12 protein-coding genes and 3 CRISPR repeat arrays are annotated in these 18,469 nt (G+C 44.7%); all 12 genes read right to left on the bottom strand.

Annotation, left to right across the window (positions count from 1 at the left end; translation table 11 throughout):
* Positions 1–38 precede the first annotated feature (38 nt).
* Positions 39–686: a CRISPR direct-repeat array (repeat unit 32 nt; unit sequence ATTTCAATCCACGCACTCATATAGAGTGCGAC).
* Between the two features lie 20 nt (positions 687–706).
* The 12 genes from GCU48_RS21575 to GCU48_RS21520 all read right to left on the bottom strand — a co-directional run bounded on the left by GCU48_RS21575 (position 707) and on the right by GCU48_RS21520 (position 18,457).
* A protein-coding gene (locus tag GCU48_RS21575; RefSeq protein WP_152378784.1) for an IS3 family transposase occupies positions 707–1,824 on the bottom strand; the annotation gives its coding sequence in 2 pieces (ribosomal slippage) (positions 707–1,578 and positions 1,578–1,824; 1,119 coding nt in all).
* A gap of 114 nt (positions 1,825–1,938) precedes the next feature.
* A CRISPR array of direct repeats spans positions 1,939–2,707; the repeat unit is 32 nt; unit sequence ATTTCAATCCACGCACTCATATAGAGTGCGAC.
* A gap of 181 nt (positions 2,708–2,888) precedes the next feature.
* The gene (gene cas2, locus GCU48_RS21570; RefSeq protein WP_152381402.1) at positions 2,889–3,179 is read right to left on the bottom strand and encodes a CRISPR-associated endonuclease Cas2; all 291 of its coding nucleotides are present in this window, start codon (positions 3,177–3,179) and stop codon (positions 2,889–2,891) included.
* Positions 3,180–3,189: 10 nt separating this feature from the next.
* Positions 3,190–4,221: a type I-C CRISPR-associated endonuclease Cas1c gene (gene cas1c, locus GCU48_RS21565; RefSeq protein WP_025716886.1), complete on the bottom strand. Its 1,032-nt coding sequence runs from the start codon at positions 4,219–4,221 to the stop codon at positions 3,190–3,192.
* Complete coding sequence (gene cas4 / locus GCU48_RS21560; RefSeq protein WP_152381401.1) at positions 4,218–4,877, bottom strand: CRISPR-associated protein Cas4; 660 nt, start codon at positions 4,875–4,877, stop codon at positions 4,218–4,220. The genes cas1c and cas4 overlap by 4 nt, the downstream gene beginning before the upstream one ends.
* Entirely contained in the window at positions 4,864–5,739 is an 876-nt protein-coding gene (gene cas7c / locus GCU48_RS21555) for a type I-C CRISPR-associated protein Cas7/Csd2 (RefSeq protein ID WP_025716884.1), read from the bottom strand. Before cas7c ends, cas4 begins: the two co-directional genes overlap by 14 nt.
* Positions 5,740–5,804: 65 nt before the next feature.
* The gene (gene cas8c / locus GCU48_RS21550) at positions 5,805–7,769 is read right to left on the bottom strand and encodes a type I-C CRISPR-associated protein Cas8c/Csd1 (RefSeq protein ID WP_152381400.1); all 1,965 of its coding nucleotides are present in this window, start codon (positions 7,767–7,769) and stop codon (positions 5,805–5,807) included.
* Positions 7,766–8,485: a type I-C CRISPR-associated protein Cas5c gene (gene cas5c, locus GCU48_RS21545; RefSeq protein WP_152381399.1), complete on the bottom strand. Its 720-nt coding sequence runs from the start codon at positions 8,483–8,485 to the stop codon at positions 7,766–7,768. The genes cas8c and cas5c overlap by 4 nt, the downstream gene beginning before the upstream one ends.
* A gap of 112 nt (positions 8,486–8,597) precedes the next feature.
* Positions 8,598–11,087, bottom strand: coding sequence for a CRISPR-associated helicase Cas3' (gene cas3 / locus GCU48_RS21540; RefSeq protein ID WP_152381398.1), 2,490 nt, complete (start codon positions 11,085–11,087; stop codon positions 8,598–8,600).
* 314 nt (positions 11,088–11,401) lie between these two features.
* Positions 11,402–13,379: direct repeats of the CRISPR family, unit length 32 nt; unit sequence ATTTCAATCCACGCACTCATATAGAGTGCGAC.
* A gap of 305 nt (positions 13,380–13,684) precedes the next feature.
* Positions 13,685–14,494, bottom strand: coding sequence for an SDR family oxidoreductase (locus tag GCU48_RS21535; protein WP_152381397.1), 810 nt, complete (start codon positions 14,492–14,494; stop codon positions 13,685–13,687).
* A gap of 265 nt (positions 14,495–14,759) precedes the next feature.
* Positions 14,760–15,596, bottom strand: coding sequence for a hypothetical protein (locus tag GCU48_RS21530; RefSeq protein WP_152381396.1), 837 nt, complete (start codon positions 15,594–15,596; stop codon positions 14,760–14,762).
* 12 nt (positions 15,597–15,608) lie between these two features.
* Positions 15,609–16,361, bottom strand: a complete 753-nt coding sequence (locus GCU48_RS21525) for a vWA domain-containing protein (RefSeq protein ID WP_025716878.1) — start codon at positions 16,359–16,361, stop codon at positions 15,609–15,611.
* Positions 16,362–16,432: 71 nt separating this feature from the next.
* Entirely contained in the window at positions 16,433–18,457 is a 2,025-nt protein-coding gene (locus tag GCU48_RS21520; protein WP_152381395.1) for a serine/threonine-protein kinase, read from the bottom strand.
* Positions 18,458–18,469 lie beyond the last annotated feature (12 nt).

The raw sequence follows: 18,469 nt of genomic DNA, 5'->3' as shown, positions 1-18,469 counted from the left end.
ACCAGATCATTGGGTATCCTGGAGGACGAAAAGCTATGATTTCAATCCACGCACTCATATAGAGTGCGACAATTATCCACAGCCCAACGCCACCGGACGAGCTAATATTTCAATCCACGCACTCATATAGAGTGCGACCCGAGCTTGGTTATTCTTTTCCCATCCTGATATAAGATATTTCAATCCACGCACTCATATAGAGTGCGACAGCTGGGTAAAGGTGATGCCTACGTTAAGAAGATGATTTCAATCCACGCACTCATATAGAGTGCGACGATGATCTGGAGTATCCCCAGGATAACAATGCCCGCTAATTTCAATCCACGCACTCATATAGAGTGCGACCCAAACGTACCAGGTTAGATGTTTATTATCTGGAACAATTTCAATCCACGCACTCATATAGAGTGCGACGAAAGTACATTCGCGAACTCGTATGTTGCCGCGTCTGATTTCAATCCACGCACTCATATAGAGTGCGACAGCGTTCACTGGGTTATCGACTTACATTACTGTAAATTTCAATCCACGCACTCATATAGAGTGCGACCTGGCCGACCTTTTTCACATCTCGACCAAAGCGAGAGAATTTCAATCCACGCACTCATATAGAGTGCGACGGCGCTTAACAAGGTGTCCGGCCAGTGGGATGATATTTCAATCCACGCACTCATATAGAGTGCGACTCTGGACTGTCAACAGTAAATCAGACAACTTTTTTAAGGGCTGCAGCTTTGTACTGGACTGGCGTCATGTATCTTAATGTGCCGTGAATACGATGCTTGTTGAACCAGTTCACATAATCATATAATTCTAGTTTTAGATGATGAAGACTCTGGAAATTCATTTGGTTTACAAATTCTGTTTTCATCACTTTGTAGGTGGCTTCGGCCACGGCATTGTCGTAGGGACAGCCTTTCATACTTAGGGAACGGCCAATGTCAAAGGTCTCTAGCAGTTCGTCCATGGTTTGGTTCCTAAATTCGCTTCCACGATCCGTATGAAACCACTGAATGTCGCTCAAATCGCCCTCTACCGTGGCAAAGGCACGGGAAATCAGAGCAGCATCTTTGTTGGGACCTGCACTATGGCCAATGATTTCACGATTAAATAAGTCGATCAGTACGCAAATGTAGTGCCACTTGTGCTGAACTTTCACATAAGTTAGATCGCTGACTACGAAACGTTTAGCTTCGGTTTGATCAAATTCACGCTTCAACACATTCGCCGTTGTTGCTTCGTTACAAGCGGTCTTGTGCGGCTTATACTGCGCTATCGTGTACGTGGACACGAGGCCCTGCTCTTTCATAATCCGTCCAATTCGACGTCTGGAAACGGTGTATCCTTGCTCCTGAAGTTTGACTTTCAACTTGCGCGTTCCATACGCCTTTCGATTGGTATGAAAGATCTCTACGATAGCCGTAGTTACTTCGTCTTCGTTGTCTTTTTCTTTCGCTTCATAGTAGAACGTGCTTCTAGCGATTTGCAGGACTTCACACAATGCTGATACCGAGTATTTATCACTGTTTTGCTTAATGATTTTTACTTTCGTCCCATGATCAGCGCGGCTTGCTTTAAAATATCATTCTCTATCTTGAGTCGCTCATTTTCTTTACGGAGCGCAAGGAGTTCATTCTCTTCTGCAGTTCGGTTATCTTTTTCAGCGAATGAACCTGAGGTTTGAGCCTGCTTGATCCAGCGATCTAGAGCCGATGGGCTAAGCTCATACTCTCTCGCAATGGCTGCTCTCGGCTTTCCGTTGTCGTATAACTGAACCATTTGTTTCTTAAAATCTGCTGTAAATGTACGTCTTTGTCTTGGCATAGTAGATCCGCTCCTAATTCTAATGTTTTCATTCTACTAGCCCTTATTTTTTCTGTCCAACTAAGAGTAACCGATCCACTCACCTAAAAAGCCAGCTAATAAAAAAAACTGAGGGATTTCAATCCACGCACTCATATAGAGTGCGACAACGACTATTAATAATTTCGAAGTGATAGACAGATTTCAATCCACGCACTCATATAGAGTGCGACCTCGCCGGGAGCGACAGTCGGCGGTCATGCGAGATTTCAATCCACGCACTCATATAGAGTGCGACTTAAAACGACGTGGTTCAACGAGCGCATCGCACTTATTTCAATCCACGCACTCATATAGAGTGCGACCCTACCTGAGCGATAGGGGGTTACATACATTGAGGAGATTTCAATCCACGCACTCATATAGAGTGCGACATGATCGGGATAAAAGTGAGTTGTCCCGTATTCTTTGATTTCAATCCACGCACTCATATAGAGTGCGACGAGCGCAGACTACAGAAATATCACGGAGGGAGGTGAATTTCAATCCACGCACTCATATAGAGTGCGACTATGCAGCAGCATAAGATATGCACTGTATGCGGTATTTCAATCCACGCACTCATATAGAGTGCGACTACGTTGTTTTGCGGCTATACGTTATGAGGAAGTAATTTCAATCCACGCACTCATATAGAGTGCGACGGCGTCCGGGAGGCGACTCCGGCGTTTTTGTCAATTTCAATCCACGCACTCATATAGAGTGCGACACAATTGGAAGAAACAACTTCCGAGTTCGACAAAATTTCAATCCACGCACTCATATAGAGTGCGACGGCAGCGATGACAACGACCAATGACCAGAGCGCCATGATTTCAATCCACGCACTCATATAGAGTGCGACAGCGAAAATGCAGTAATTCATACCCTTATGATATCAATTCCACACATTGTCGCAAAAACTGATGCCAAAAAAGCTTGAATCAACCATTGACTTTTACTAAAGGTAATTGATTCAATTGATTTTCGACAATTTTCGAGGTGCGAAGGACCCGGGGTTTTTATGTGAGCTTCACATTCGCACCTTATAAAATAAGTAGACTCTCCATATCGTAAGCCTCTTTGGTCCCTATATGCTCTACTTTCTTTTTGTAGTTATCGCCTAAGTTGTAGAAACGCAGGCTGTCTTCCTTTTTGTCTATCAACTCTTCTAATTCATATTTTAAACGGCGGAACTGGGCCGAATCCAAAATACATTCAAATACGGAGTTTTGTACCCTTTGTCCGTGATCAACACACTTTTTCGCAACCTTTGCCAATCTCTTTCTGCCTTCTCTGTCTACTGTACTTACATCATAAGTAATCAATATGAGCAAGTGTTCACACCTACTTCCACAAAAATGGAGGATACTCGTCCAAGTCTCCCCGAATATGCCTGGCCAAGAGCAGAGCCTGTGAATAAGGCACCAATCCCCAGGACATTTTCTCATTCAGATAAGGATGAATAATCTTGTCCTGCTTCCGTTCCTGCCAGGCCTTCAATACGATTTTCCTCGTATCATCGTCCATCATAACAGCCCCGTTTTCTTTCTTGTAAAATCCTTTGCCGTGAATCAGCTTTTTGTTAATCAGGGACAGCACAAAACGGTCGGCATATACGCCTCGAAGTTCTTCCATCACATCCAGTGCCAAGGAGGCTCTTCCCGGACGATCTCGATGCAAAAAACCTACATACGCATCCAAGCCTACAGCCTCCAGGGCTGATTTCATATCGTTGGACAGCAGTGTATAGGCAAAGGATAACAGAGCGTTCACATTATCTAATGGCGGGCGCTTATGGCGTCCATGGAAATAAAAATTATCTTTTTGCTGTAAGATCAGCTCATCGAAAACAGAATTGTACTGAACCGCCGCCGTACCTTCCAAGCCCCGTAAAATGTCTAGCTCCTCCACTTCACGGACCTGCTTCATGATCTCTGTTAAAGATGTGCTCACCTTCTTCAAGCGATCCGTGTCAATCCGAAGTTGGTGGTCCCTCGTCGCCCGTTCCAAAATCCACTTATGGTTGTAGATCTTACCTGTAATCATATTCCTGGCTACCAGAGCGCTTCTTCTATCATCATCGGAAATCCGATACTGTTCTTTTCTCAGCACTACATTTCCCCGGCTTTCCCCCGTAACTCGTGCCAAAAAACGTCCGCTTCGCGTCATAAAAGTTAAGTCTATATTGCGTGTTGCACAAGCTCCCATTAGGCCTGGACTAACCCCTGAGTAGCCAAAAGTGCAAACCGCCTCCAAATTATGCAAAGGATACCGTGCAAGAATGGACTCTTCTTGTTTAATTACGATATTTTCCCCATCTAGTGACAAGTACGTATCCGGCATGGTCACAAATAATGTGTTCAGTAATTTTTTCATTCAGCCAGCCTGCTTTCAATAAAGCTCGAAACTGATTTTTTATTCAGTATTTCGGGAACACATATGTTATGTAGTGAGCAGCTCAGGCAGTGTGGTCCCGCTTTGGCTTTAGGTGTATGGTTTTGCTCAAAATAATGCCGCATCTCCTGCAAGCTTGTGCGAACACGCTCTCGGTCAGCCGCCGTGATGATGACCTCTACGCGATGTTTGATCTCGTCGTAATAAAAGTAGCCCTTTGAAATCTCGCATACGAGCATTTCTTCCAGACACATCACTTGTGCGACTAACTGAGCATGATCCGAATCATTTCGTTTCGGTTTACCACGCTTGTATTCAACAGGAAAGGGAAGGTACGTACCTTCCTCCCCTGCAAGCGGAACGCCGAGTGGATCTCGCGCAAACTCTACCACGTCACAGATTCCAGTGATCCCAAGCTCTCTGGAATGTACAGGTAATGCGCGTACGACGAGCTTATCCCCTCTTTTTTCACGAATCATCGGCTGATCCGCTTTTCTGTGCAAATGATTACCCTCAATCGTCCGCACGTTTTCTTCCCATTGCTGCTCTATATGAATTAACGCCCACTGTCTTCTACAGAAATTAAAATGCTGTATACCGGATAGCAGCAAATAATCTTCTTCATTATAGCCCTGCATACTCTTGGACCTCTAAGCCTTCGAGCGGAGTGAGGATGCATTCATAATGTGTATCAAAAGATTTGTCGGCCGCATTTACATTTTCTTTCGGTTTCACTTCCAAAGATCGGTGTACTTTAGCAGATGAGTATTTTCCGAGTTTGGAATTGTGCTCCCACCAATAGACCTTATGTACCTCCATACTACCGTCAGGACGGGCGGAGGATACGTCATTTTCAAACAAGGAAATCAGTGCTTCCCTGATCTTTCCAGCATCTTCGTTGGTAAACCCTGTTTTTTCAGCTAGTTGTGTATTGATGCTTCCCTTGAATACGTACACGCCAAAATCCACACGGTGCTTCATCCCCATCGTGTCGGAACCTTTTTCACTTCCTGGCTCGGAGTTTACACTTTTGGTAATTTGCATGCTGGTAATATCAATAGGAAGAACACTGGTTGCCGTATGTATAGATACAGGACCTCTTATCCCCACAGATACCCCTGCCCCTTTACCCGCCGCTTTGAATGCGAAAACTTGACCAAAACTACGAACATCCATCCACTCCTGACAGGCCATTTTGGCAAACTCCTCGCTTGAACCTTCCTTGCTCTTAAAAATTTTTCCCAGCTCAGGGTTCGCTTCGGCACGTTCTCTTAAACTATGAAATGAATCCAGTTTCCGATCATTCGATTGAACAAAGATAGATTCGCCCATATCCTGCAGACGATTTCTTATTTTCCGTTTCAGAGCCACATCTGAAATTTCGCCATAACCATCGTAATTTTGCCGCGGGCGATTGCCATTCAGGGGATCTCCATTGGGATTGGCTTTCGCGACAGACAATACAACGGCAAAATCAATTTTATGATCCAGTATAGACATATGATGATTCTCCTTTTCATGTAACCTTATATTTTAAAAGATTGTTACGACCCACCACTATTCATTCACATGCCTGGGATGTTGTCGTCTTGGTTGTTTTCATCTCCTGCGTTATTGCCCTCATGTCTCTTTTTATCCGTGTTATGATAGATTTCATAGCGCTGGCTGTAAAATCCGAGCAAATACTTCCCGGTCAGCGGTTCGTTATTAAATTCGTCAAATGGGATTTTTGAAGCGACCTCATCAATCATAATGGAATAATAGTTTAGTTGTTTGCCGAATTTAGCTTGGTGTGGCTGCAAGGCATTCTGAATCGTTCTCCAGGTTCTTTCCGGATGCTGTGAAAATACACTCATATAGCGTATGGCATTGGTGGAACGCTTTTTATCCCTATCCTGCCCACTTCGCTCCAGTGCATTTCGTTCCAGTACATCAGCAATGGCCAACAGTCTGCCGAATAAATAGCTGCGATCCCTAATCTCTTCATCTAATGACACGTTGTATCCCTCCTGTGTGTTAATCAATGCACATGTTATACTCAATGTTTTCTCCCATTCCCATTTGTCCATAGCTACCGGGTTAGAGGCACGGTGAGTAGCACTCCTCACAATATCCTGCGGAACGGGTCGACCATCTACGATACACGGAAGCATTCGTTCCATTAGACCTTTAACGAGTTTATCATTTGCCTTAGGGCCGTATGTCGCGAAAGCAATGTCTTTGGTCGCCGGGGCCCCAAAGAATTGTAATAGCTCACCTTGCTCGTCCTTCTGGTAACGGTGTAACCAGGCACATTTTGAATGCCAATCAATAAGCTTGTCAAAGTACAATTTTTTATCCAAATTCCGATAATACAGAACAGCCATGCGCCCTGTTGTTGCTGAGTCAAGCACTAGAATGTTGACGTTTGCTTTGGACGTCGATTTGACGGCCAGTTTATTGCGATAGCCCGACAGGGCTTTGGCCAGATCAAAAGCAAGCTCCTCGTTCGTATGACTTTTGATTGCTGTCGGCCGGGATGATTCAGGACCAAAATCCATTGCAAAGATGTTGTCATTGTTGGTAAAGCTCAGCACATCCGGGTCATCATTACCCCAGACGAGAAAAACACGATTATCCATAATTTTACCTTGACGATGAATCAGCCATTTTAAGGCATTATGAGCTTTTTGGGATACTTCATAGCTGATGCTTGCTGCTTCATGGCTATCGGCAAACCGTCCTCTGAATGTGAACCCGCTTGTATCATTAGCAGAAATCAGCTTTGCTTTATCTCCGGAATTTCTGATTTTGTTTGCATGCTTGTCTGTGCTCGGGAGTTGCTTTCCGGTGACATAACAAATGTCTTCCTCACCCAGCAACTGACTGTAGTAACTAATAAATGAATCATATAGTTCTGTATCCAGCCACACTTTAGTTAACGCTTTATCTGGTGAATATACATTAAAACGAATAAAAGCACTCTCCAGTTCCCCGGGAACTGCCGTAAATATACGTGGTTTTTCCCCAGGTGAACGCTCATACTTCTTGTCCCATTTGGTTATTAGCTGTTGATTCTCATCAAGGTATAAAATAGAATGATCCGATAAATCCTTAATCAGTTGGCGCTTGCTAAGATAACGATAGATGCTTTTCAGCTTGGGAGTGGCATATTCTGAATTAGCCCACCCTTCTAACTGCTGAATGTAAGTCGCAAAGGGCTCTTCTTTTTTGACTTTTCCACCATATGCTACAAAATCTCCGGCCACATAACTTAATTTATCGTGCAGCGGATAAGGCGCTACGACAGAGCCAGCCCGACTGGCCGATTTCTCTGTGCAAGGAATTAATGTGCTGAACTCGTCCTTGTCCAGCACCCTGGCTGAATGAAAATCACCTTGTTCCGTAATTTCCACTTCAATTTGTGCATTTTGAGTTGTATGAGAGATGGGCAACAGCGTGTATTCACGACCGTCACGCTTTTTCTCGGGCACACCCACACGGCCAAGATTCGATTTATATGTTTCATATAAATTTAGCAGCCAGCTCATTTCATGCCCCACCCCTCCCACTCTGCAAGCAGCTCATCAGCGGATTGAACATTATTTTCATCAAACCGTTTGGGCTGCATCTCTGCTATGACGCGAACTTGTGGGCATTTCTCCGGTGGAATAAATTCAATAACTCCATCCTTCATCACCGGATTCCACAAACGTACCTCCAGCTGATTCCTGCCTGTCTCATCCGGGTAGTTAATACCGTGTACCATGTTTCCTAGATGAATCTCGCCATAACTATCATAGAAACCGGGTGCTTCACCAAAAACACAAGGCTCCACATAAGCTTGGCATTCTCGTGTACCGAGGAAAATATCTCTGCGTCCACCCGCAAGCAACGAGCGTTTGAGGATGTTATGATGCTTGTTTTCATTACGGTCATATTCCATCTCGGGACGATGCAGATTAAAAATAAAATGGGCTTGAACCTCATAGCAAGGATCTTTGAGATAAGTATAATTAGCAAGCGTATTACCGCCGCCGTATTCAATGGGCCGAATTCCCTTGGATTCCATTCGGATCGCGTTTAGAACACGAACCTTGTCCACAACCATCGTAATCGTAGGTTTCCAGTAAATACTTTCTACGATCCCTTTTAATGCCTGATAGGTAGGGACATTGTATGTTAGTTTCTCCCCCCCCAGTTTGGTTAGCGGGTCTGTGAACAGCGCATAATCTCCATACACTCTAAATTCAATTGAATTTCTCAACTGGTAGCTTCCTCCTTTCAAGGTCTTTTTTCTAAATATAATACCAGAATATTACTTTTGGCATATTCAGTCAACGCAAAAAACAAGCCCTAAGTCCCAGATGAAAGCTTTCTTAAATAAAAAACCCACCATGCGGACTATCATTTTCAAGGTTAAGCCCATAAGAATCATGATAGGCCCCCTCGGTCAAAGCCAATATTTTACCATCCAGAAAAGAAACCAGCGCCTTATTCTGATCCAATTGTTTTTTCTCATAATGGAATATATTAATGGTGAATTGCTGCGCTCTGCGCAGTAGGCTTGTTAGATCCTCTATGCTTTGCTGTCCATTTAGATCAGCGATGATCTCCTTTCCTTCTTTGTCTCCATCCCCATATGGAACAATAATGGCAGTCGTATGATCCTCAATGACTTGAAAATGTTCTGCTGCTGTCTTATAGCAATTCGCTAAGAATAAGGGAAGAATTGTACCTTTTTCATCGTAATAAGAACGATAATACGTATTCTCTCTGCGGTTAGCAGATAATAGTTCAGTCATGTTTCTTCTTAGCTGAGGTATAAAGTAATTCAAGTCTGTTTCCAGCTCGGTATAATATTTTTTAAAATATATTTCCATGGCCTGTGCAGATAATACGTTACCACCGTAGCAGGTTTCATCACGTTTTAAGTCAATGAACATTTTCCTGGTTATCTCTTTGCCGATTTTGATTTCTTTGAGACGCTTGAGATCTTCTTCTTCATGATCAATGACATACACCTGCTTCGTTCCATCTCTTCCATGGCGATTACATCGACCTGCTGCCTGAGCAATGGAATCCATACCAGCCAAGGATCGAATGACACAATCAAAGCTAATATCCACTCCCGCCTCGATGAGTTGCGTGCTAATACAAACGACAGGTTTTTTATGCTCCAGATGTTGTTTTACTTCCTCCAATATGCGATTGCGATGAGCCGGACACATGGAGGTACTTAAATGGTAAACCGGGATGGTACCGTTTCCTTCTGTTAATCGGTGATATAGATTTTTGACCACTGCTTTTGTATTGAGAATAACGAGTATGCTTGATTCATCGGCAAGTATTTGCTCAACAAAATCGGCAAGTTTTTCGGTATCCAAAGTATCATCCGTCGCCTTATCAACAATTTCAACCCGCTTAAACTTTTCGATAACATGATCGAGATCATGTACCATTTCGGTATCCGGTTCAATGTCCAGCTTGTTGTGTACAAAATCCAATTCCGGTTGGGTAGCGGTGCAAAGAACAATACTTGAAGAGGCATATGTTTTCAAAAAATTCAGTGCTTGATTAAACAAAGAAATACAATGTGTGGGGACTTTTTGGACTTCATCAAAAATAATGACGGACTCACTCAAATTGTGAAGCCTACGGATATTTCTGCTGCCATCTGCGTAAAACACATTTAAAAATTGCACCATAGTCGTGAAAATGATTGGCGAATCCCAATTATCCTTAGCCAGCTTTAATTTTTGATGCGTATTCACAACAACATCTTCAAGCTCATGATCCTCACCATCTATGTCCTCTACTTCGTTCATGACCACATTGGAATGATGCTCCAGAAGGTTAGCGTCATCCCGTATAATTTCACGAACCTCCTGAGCGTTTTGTTCGATAATCGTTGTGAATGGAACGACGTAGATGATATGCTTCTTTTCAAATGTGACTGCATGCTTTAGGGCATAACGCAGACTGGCTAGCGTTTTCCCACCCCCTGTAGGTATGGAGAGTGTTAATATTCCGGAAGGCTTGTCTGCAAATTGCTCACATTGCTCGGACATTTGTTTTCTAAGTAGATTAATGGTTGTGTCGGCGTTCTCTCCTGATTGCAGATCGTTAATACGCTCCATTAGTCTTTCGTAATACGTTTGAAATAGCTGTTGGCGATTCATCGGTGCATTGCTGTTCTTCTCGTTTTTAGCATTATTTTCTTCAAAACAACGGGTATTCGTGCGATCGGCATCAATCAAAGCACTGAAAACAAACTTGGATAAGAACATCATTTTGAGTTCAATGTCTGTCTTATCCTCTCGTTTCATATAATGAGCCAACTCGGTTCCAGCTTGATTCACATATCGAAAAAATGCAGATTTCTCCATCACCTGTTCATAAAAAAGGGAGACTGCATGATCAAACCCCTCTAATTCGCGGTCACGCACCCGATCCAAAAATTTTGATTCCAGGGTAGGATCTAAAAAATCCTGTAAATAGGCATGGTGTGAAATAATCGCATTCCCTACAACTTCGGATAATAAAGCTTTGTTCATGAAATCCTGCTGATCAAATGCCCCCTGAGGCTGGATATGAAAGAGTTTGTACAACAACTTCCCACCAGCGGTAGAATGATCCACGCTTCCTCGTTTCGGTGGATTGTCAGGATTTTGTACGGCTAAACGTATGTAATGCTGGAATTCTTCTGTGTATTTCCCCAAGTCATGCAGCATACCAGCGAGTCCGGTAATATGTCGTATGCCTATTTTATCACCAAAGGCCTCTGCTAATTGTCGAGTTTCCAATAGATGTTCAGCAACCGTCTGAATCACTTGGTCACTTTCCCGTATGTGGGCGATATACTCCATTTTTTCACTCCTTTAATTTCGGCCTATATGAGCCTATACATTCCACTGAATGAGTCTCTTGAACTAAGACTTATTTACTTTTTTCGACATTGATTTGCATTTTCCTCCCAAACAAATTATTTTAGAGAAAAATTCAATATTTTGAGCGAATCAAGCACTCATAAAAAAATCCCCAGAGCTCTTTCTCTGAGGATTCTTGACATACACCAAAATTAAATATTTTAAGTTCGAATTACACTTACAAAATGAGTTTTAAAAATACATCTTCATGTAGAGTGGACATGGATTGCCAGTTACATGCAACCCGCGCCCCGATTTTAACCCACGCACTCATATAGAGTGCGACGAGACTAGCGACACTGACAGACATTACTGCGATAGCAATTTCAATCCACGCACTCATATAGAGTGCGACCTTAACCGCCTTACCGACGCGGTCAAGTTCGAAATTTCAATCCACGCACTCATATAGAGTGCGACTTTGGTACGACGCTCGCTTCAGATAAAGGCGGAACAGATTTCAATCCACGCACTCATATAGAGTGCGACCATCGTCACCGTCATCAAAGTCCGGAATTCTTCCAATTTCAATCCACGCACTCATATAGAGTGCGACGTCAATACCAGCGTTTTCGGCATCCTCCCGCAACATTTCAATCCACGCACTCATATAGAGTGCGACATAACAAAAAAGGATTCTTCTTGCTTCATTGTGAATTTCAATCCACGCACTCATATAGAGTGCGACGCCAAGCGCTCTATGAGGTTTCCAAGTGGCCCGAGCTATTTCAATCCACGCACTCATATAGAGTGCGACAGATTCATTTTGATTACATCGTATACAAATGGAAATTATTTCAATCCACGCACTCATATAGAGTGCGACCGCTTCCTCCGCCTCCCTTGCGTAATTGCTCCAATTTCAATCCACGCACTCATATAGAGTGCGACTAGATGATCGTTAGTTGGATTATATTCAACTGGCTATTTCAATCCACGCACTCATATAGAGTGCGACGGCGTCCCGACGAAGAAGGGGTTTGATCGAGATATTTCAATCCACGCACTCATATAGAGTGCGACATTAGTGAATACCCAAAAAACAGCAAGAGTAGGAGGATTTCAATCCACGCACTCATATAGAGTGCGACCATAAGCGCGGGGAGTTTTTTAAGGTGGTTGAGATTTCAATCCACGCACTCATATAGAGTGCGACAGCTGAATCTGAAGAGGATATTGACGGCGACGCAATTTCAATCCACGCACTCATATAGAGTGCGACCCCTGAACAAGATGCTTCTTTGCCGTTAGTCATTGATTTCAATCCACGCACTCATATAGAGTGCGACGAACTCAACCGCTATACTCGCGTAACAAAGGAAACGATTTCAATCCACGCACTCATATAGAGTGCGACGTACCTGATGCTTCTGTGAGAGCGTGCCTGCTGCAGCTATTTCAATCCACGCACTCATATAGAGTGCGACAATACAGTCCCGTACAATTATTTTTGTGTTGTATGATTTCAATCCACGCACTCATATAGAGTGCGACGAAGTTCACTATAAGCCTTCGCTTTAAACATTAGTATTTCAATCCACGCACTCATATAGAGTGCGACTACAGTGACCTGGTTGAATCCTACTCGATTGATATTTCAATCCACGCACTCATATAGAGTGCGACATTCCGTTCGATAACTGATTCCAAGGGTCTATATATTTCAATCCACGCACTCATATAGAGTGCGACATTCCGTTCGATAACTGATTCCAAGGGTCTATATATTTCAATCCACGCACTCATATAGAGTGCGACATCGTTCTCCCAGCTTTGCACCGGGCATTTCAAGGCTATTTCAATCCACGCACTCATATAGAGTGCGACCTAAATTTCTTCATGGCAATGAACTGGTCGTAGTTATTTCAATCCACGCACTCATATAGAGTGCGACGACCCTTTGGCATACTTTCCTTGCGAACAGAAATGTCATTTCAATCCACGCACTCATATAGAGTGCGACACTGACGGTGACGCAGATCAGGACGAGATTGAGAGAATTTCAATCCACGCACTCATATAGAGTGCGACCAATAAACATCTGTACAGCAGGATTACTGTTCACAGATTTCAATCCACGCACTCATATAGAGTGCGACAGTGTACGACGAGCGAATCGAGCAGGGTTTCAAGATTTCAATCCACGCACTCATATAGAGTGCGACGGTCACACAAGCCCAGTACCTCTGGCAGCTCGGATATTTCAATCCACGCACTCATATAGAGTGCGACAGCGAAAATGTACCCAATTGATCCAGAAAAGATATCAATTCTGTACATTTTCATAAAAACGATACCAAAAAAGCTTGAATCTAGGATTGACTTTAATCAATGAAGGCTGATTTGGTTCTTTTTCGACAAGTTTCGAGGTGCGAAGGATCTAGGGATTTTATGTGAGCTTCACATTCGCACCAAACAATAGAGAGAGAAAATTCGCTTTATCTTCCTTTATACATATACCATAAATAAGCATCATAACCAAGACCATACACTCAAACACCATTCATCATTTTTTTATCACCAAAAATCCATCAGCGCTAAAACAATAAGGATTCCGCCCCATCAATCACAATTTGTGCGCCAGTAATGTGACGCGAATGATCGGAGGCCAAAAAGGTGACTAAATCAGCTACCTGCTCGGGTTGACCCGGCCCATTAGCCAACGGCTGCCCTCCTTCGGGAAACTTTACAGGGATGGTAATCTGCTTTAACCTTTCCGCTTTCTCCGTTGTTTCATCAATATTGGTCGAAATGGCACCCGGATAGATGACATTGACACGGATACGGAATTTGGCAAGCTCCAGTGCAGCCATTTTAGCAAACCCGGTTTGACCTGCCTTCGAAGTGCTGTAAGCAGACATCCCAAAGCTGGTAAAACGCTGATTTCCATTAATGGAGCTGGTAATGATAATGCTGCCGCCCCCGTTCTTTTTCAAGTGGGGTACCGTGTACTTCACCGTCAGAAAGGTACCATCCAGATTTGTAGATAATGTTTGCCGCCAATCCTCAATGCTCAAATCCTCAATCGGTCCAACTACTCCGTTAATTCCGGCATTGGCAAAAACGATGTGCAGCCCGCCAAACAATTCTACGGCTTCCAAAACTGCTTTTTCCACACGCACCGGATCGGCAATATCCACATCAAAAGCCCGTGCCGAGCCTTCACGTATAGCATTAATCTCTTTTTCTGTCTCCAAAATCCGCTCATTACTTACGTCAAAGAGGGCGACATTCGCTCCTTCTCTCGCCATTTGAATGGCCGTTGCCTTGCCAATACCAGAACCAGCCCCCGTGATTAGAGCCGTTTTGCCTTCAAAGCGCGCATTCCCTGCAGATGTGTAGCTCATATGTATCTCTCCCTTCAGTTTCCTGTATAATCACAAGATTACCCAAAAGGGGATACTTTATAATCACCATTTTTACGCGTTTTTTGCTATTCCTTTGCAATATGGAGGAAAAGAACGAATATTACGCGAATTAGCGCATCTTTCTTCTTGTATCTCGATTGCATTCCAAATCTATCTTAACTGTTTGTTTTTTTTGTATGTATGCATCAAAAAAGGACGTCCTACAGCCATTGGCATGGATGCAAGCGTCCTTTTGCTCATTCATTTACCACTGCAATTCAATAAATGCAGCATCATCATCAAGTCCCCCGGTATGGGATGCATCCAGCAATACTTGTATCTGCTCATCAGGGACAGGCTCGCAAATAGGGTCCAAATCGGATAAACCGTCACTATATACCTGTAGTCTCATCGGCATATCTGCGGGTATGCTTCTTTCGTACCAATGAGGCTTACCTCCGATCGGTCCACGGCTTGTGGACCAGCGCTCTGCTGTAGAGAAGGTATGAGCAAACAGATCGCTGATTTCCTCCGCACCGTTCCATAGTCGCAAGCGTGAATCTCCCTGCCAGGCAAGTCTAAGACGCCCACGCGCACCGCGCTTCGGCAGTTCGATTTTACCGCAAATATACATGGACTGGCTTCCCTGGCGACGTTTATCCTCCAATACCGAACGCATCAAGCCTGATTCGTGATTCAAAGGCTGCCGATCCAGTTCCACCGTAGCTGTATCCGCCAAGCGTTCGAGATACATCCTCAATTGTTCAGCAGACAGATCTCGTCCCTCTTCCAGCCAATCCAGTAAAGAAGAGCCCAAATAACGGGCTGCAAAATCTCCTCGATAACTGAGCCCGACACCGTCACAAAGGACAAAGCAACAGACGGTTTTATGAATACGCACTGCGGCAAAATCCTGTCCGCTTTCCCCCATGCTGGCAGATTCGGCAGACCTTCCATAGCCATAACGACACTTAAAACGACTGTGATGAGATGATAAAGGCTGATCGCCGGTCTGAGAGCTTATATAATCAAAATGCTGAGCCAGCCTTGCATTCATTCCCTTTCTTTTGCTCGCGGGGAGCAGGGACAGCAGTGGATTCATGCTTTTACCTCCTTACCGTACAGGCGTTGCTGCCGACATTTGAAAACCGATGGACACCAGTTCCGCACAGGTTCCAGGCAACATCATAATCGCCCCTTCACCCAGCTGATAATCTGCCTCAAACAGCATTTCCCGATAGCTTTCAGGGAGTACAGAAGACATATTACGCAATTTCACAGCATGCTCATCCTGCAGCGGTGTAGTGTGCGTCAAGCCTTTCCAGCGACGAGGGTCCTGAATAGGTGTCTCCAGCAGTCTGTCAGATAAAAATATATTTTCTACCAGCACATTGCCATCCGGTACGCTCATGCTCATAATGCGCTTGGCAATCGGCTCCGGATCATCGCCTGTAGATACCCCATCTGTCATATGGCAAACCAAAGGAGCAGGACAATCCTGCATCCCTGGCAGCTCCGCCTGTAAAATACGCTCGGCTTGCAAGAAAGCCTTTGCCGAATCTGAAAACCGTTTGGGCGTCAAATCAGGCAACGAACCAATGGCCGCAATTTCATCAATCCCTTTTACACCGTTCAACAGATCATACACATCATCACTGTAAGCCAAAATCGCAATCCGATAGCGTGCAGTCAGACGATTTCCTTTGGTTGAACGGAAAACCATCTGCCGAATCGCCAGCGATATAGCCTCATACACAACGTCAATACGCCGTCGCCCTTCCATCAGCATGTTCATCGACGCGCTGATGTCAATCAGGTAAATGATCAGGGCGGGGGTACGTTGTGAAGCCTGTATTGTATAATTCATGGTTTGTACATGCTCCCCTCAGTTACCTTGTATCTCTATCTATCAGCCTATCTATCATGAATAGTTCAAAATTAAATTTTAGGCAGTCTAAAATTCGTATCGCTTAAAAAGTTATAGATAGAAGAAGCCCGATATCCTACTTCACCTACCTTACGATAATAGGATGGATTACTATCGTATAATGCTCTAAAACGATTGGCAAAGCTCTTTGCCTTCGCCGTGCTCCCCCCCTCCTGGGAGGCATAAGCCTTGTTATACAGCGAAATAAGCTGGAGAACATTCTCCTTGTTACGGGCATGCATCGACGCTTCTTGCTTGTGTGCTGCCTCAGCTGCCGCCTTACGCGCTGCCTCTTCCTGGGCTGCACGGGCTTCCTGGTCCTTTTTCCAGGCCAAATACTTTTCATACTTTGCCTGCTGATCATATGCTTTTTGCTTGGCCAGCTTGGCAGCCGCCTGCTTATCCTTTTCCTTTTGGGCAAGATAAGCTTCATATTTGATCTGCTGATCAATAAGAGCCTGTTGTTTTTTCTGCTCTTCCTGCTGCTTTTGAGTAAGAGCCTGTTGTTTGGCCTGCTCCTCCGCTTCCTGCCGCTGCTTCTCAGCCAACACCTTTTGAGCGGCCTCCTGTTCTGCAGCCAGCTTGGCTTGTGCCGCCTTCACGGCTTCTTCCTGTTTAGCTGCCTCAATTTGCCGTTGATTGGACTGATCCGCAAGAATCTTAACGGTTGGAATTCCAGCCGCTAAGAGAACGACCGCAGCCGCTGTCGATGCGATAAACGTTTTCGAGCGGTACCAAGCTGCCGATTTTTCAGGCTGCTCTGGTGTCATAGGATTTAACTGCTCCTCCAGCCCTGTAATAGCAGCCGATACCTCGACATGCAGAGGACTGCCGTCTTCTACAAAATGATATAACGACCGATATACTTCCAGCGCTGCAGCAGGCTTGTTTTGCTGCTCCAGATCACGGGCCTGTCGGAACAGCTTGTCCGTTACCCCACGCTGCCCCTGCTCCTCAGCGGCCTGATTAAGCAGCGCAGCCTGCTCAGCTTCGAGCGGTGCAACTAAAGAGGATGCTGTCTGAAAGGAAGAACTACCCGCGGCGGCTTGTGCAGTTTCTGTCGCCTCAAGCTCCGTCGCTTCTACTTCAACAGGAATTTCCTGTTCAGTAATGCCATTAAGCACAACCAGCCATTCGCCAAAGGTAGGGCAACTGCTTAAATCCTGGCTATCCCAGGCACGACTGAACAGCTCTACCACTTTGCTTCCCCAGCGGGATTCCAGCGATTTTCGTAAAATAAAATATCGTTCGCAAGGCGTCTGCATTTCGTGCTGGTCAAAATAGCTTTCACCCCACGCTTTATCTACGATTACACGGTCAGACCAGCCCAGCATTTCTCCAATAATAATGGCCCCTGCAAAACGGTCTGCGTATGCGCTCCATAACCCGCTGTGAACGGTACGGTGTGCGGCATATCCTGGTGAACCTGCCAACAGAGCGTCTGGACGATCCATTTTGGTACTATACATTTGCTCCACGTCCACCAATTCTACAGCTGACGTGCCTTCAGGCAGTTCCACTTCAGAAAAAAACGGAAGCATGACATTTGGCGCTGATAAATCACAGTGCGCCAGTCCTTTTTGCTCCATAGCCGAACCAATCCCTGCCAGTGCTCTGGCTAAAGCCAGACTATCGGAAGCCTCAAGCTGACGTTGATCTGTGAGGCAATCGAACCACGTCGTGCCATGAACCCATGGCATCAGTACCGCATACAGCAAATCAGGCTGCTCGGCGATCAGACTTCCGTTTCTTTCTGGAGTGAGCACATCACGCTTGCACACCTGCAAACCGGGAATATCCCCGTATGCTTCCATATGCTCAGATTGATAAACCATAGCCGGGATACGGAACTTCGGAAAAAACACTTTAAGGGCTTTAGCCTCATGTGGCGCTCCACTTTTAGCATTCAACTGATATACAATGCCTTGGCGCCCCGCTTGAGCATAGGCCAAACCGGGTGCAACTGGATGTCGTCCAACCACATAAGCTGTGCCGTTTATGATCAATTCGTCTCCCGGATTCGGTTGAAAAGACATGAAACATCCCTC

The sequence above is a fragment of the Paenibacillus brasilensis genome, from assembly GCF_009363115.1.
In the GTDB taxonomy this organism is placed as follows: Bacteria; Bacillota; Bacilli; order Paenibacillales; family Paenibacillaceae; genus Paenibacillus; species Paenibacillus brasilensis.
This window is presented reverse-complemented; position numbering and strand designations above follow the sequence as displayed.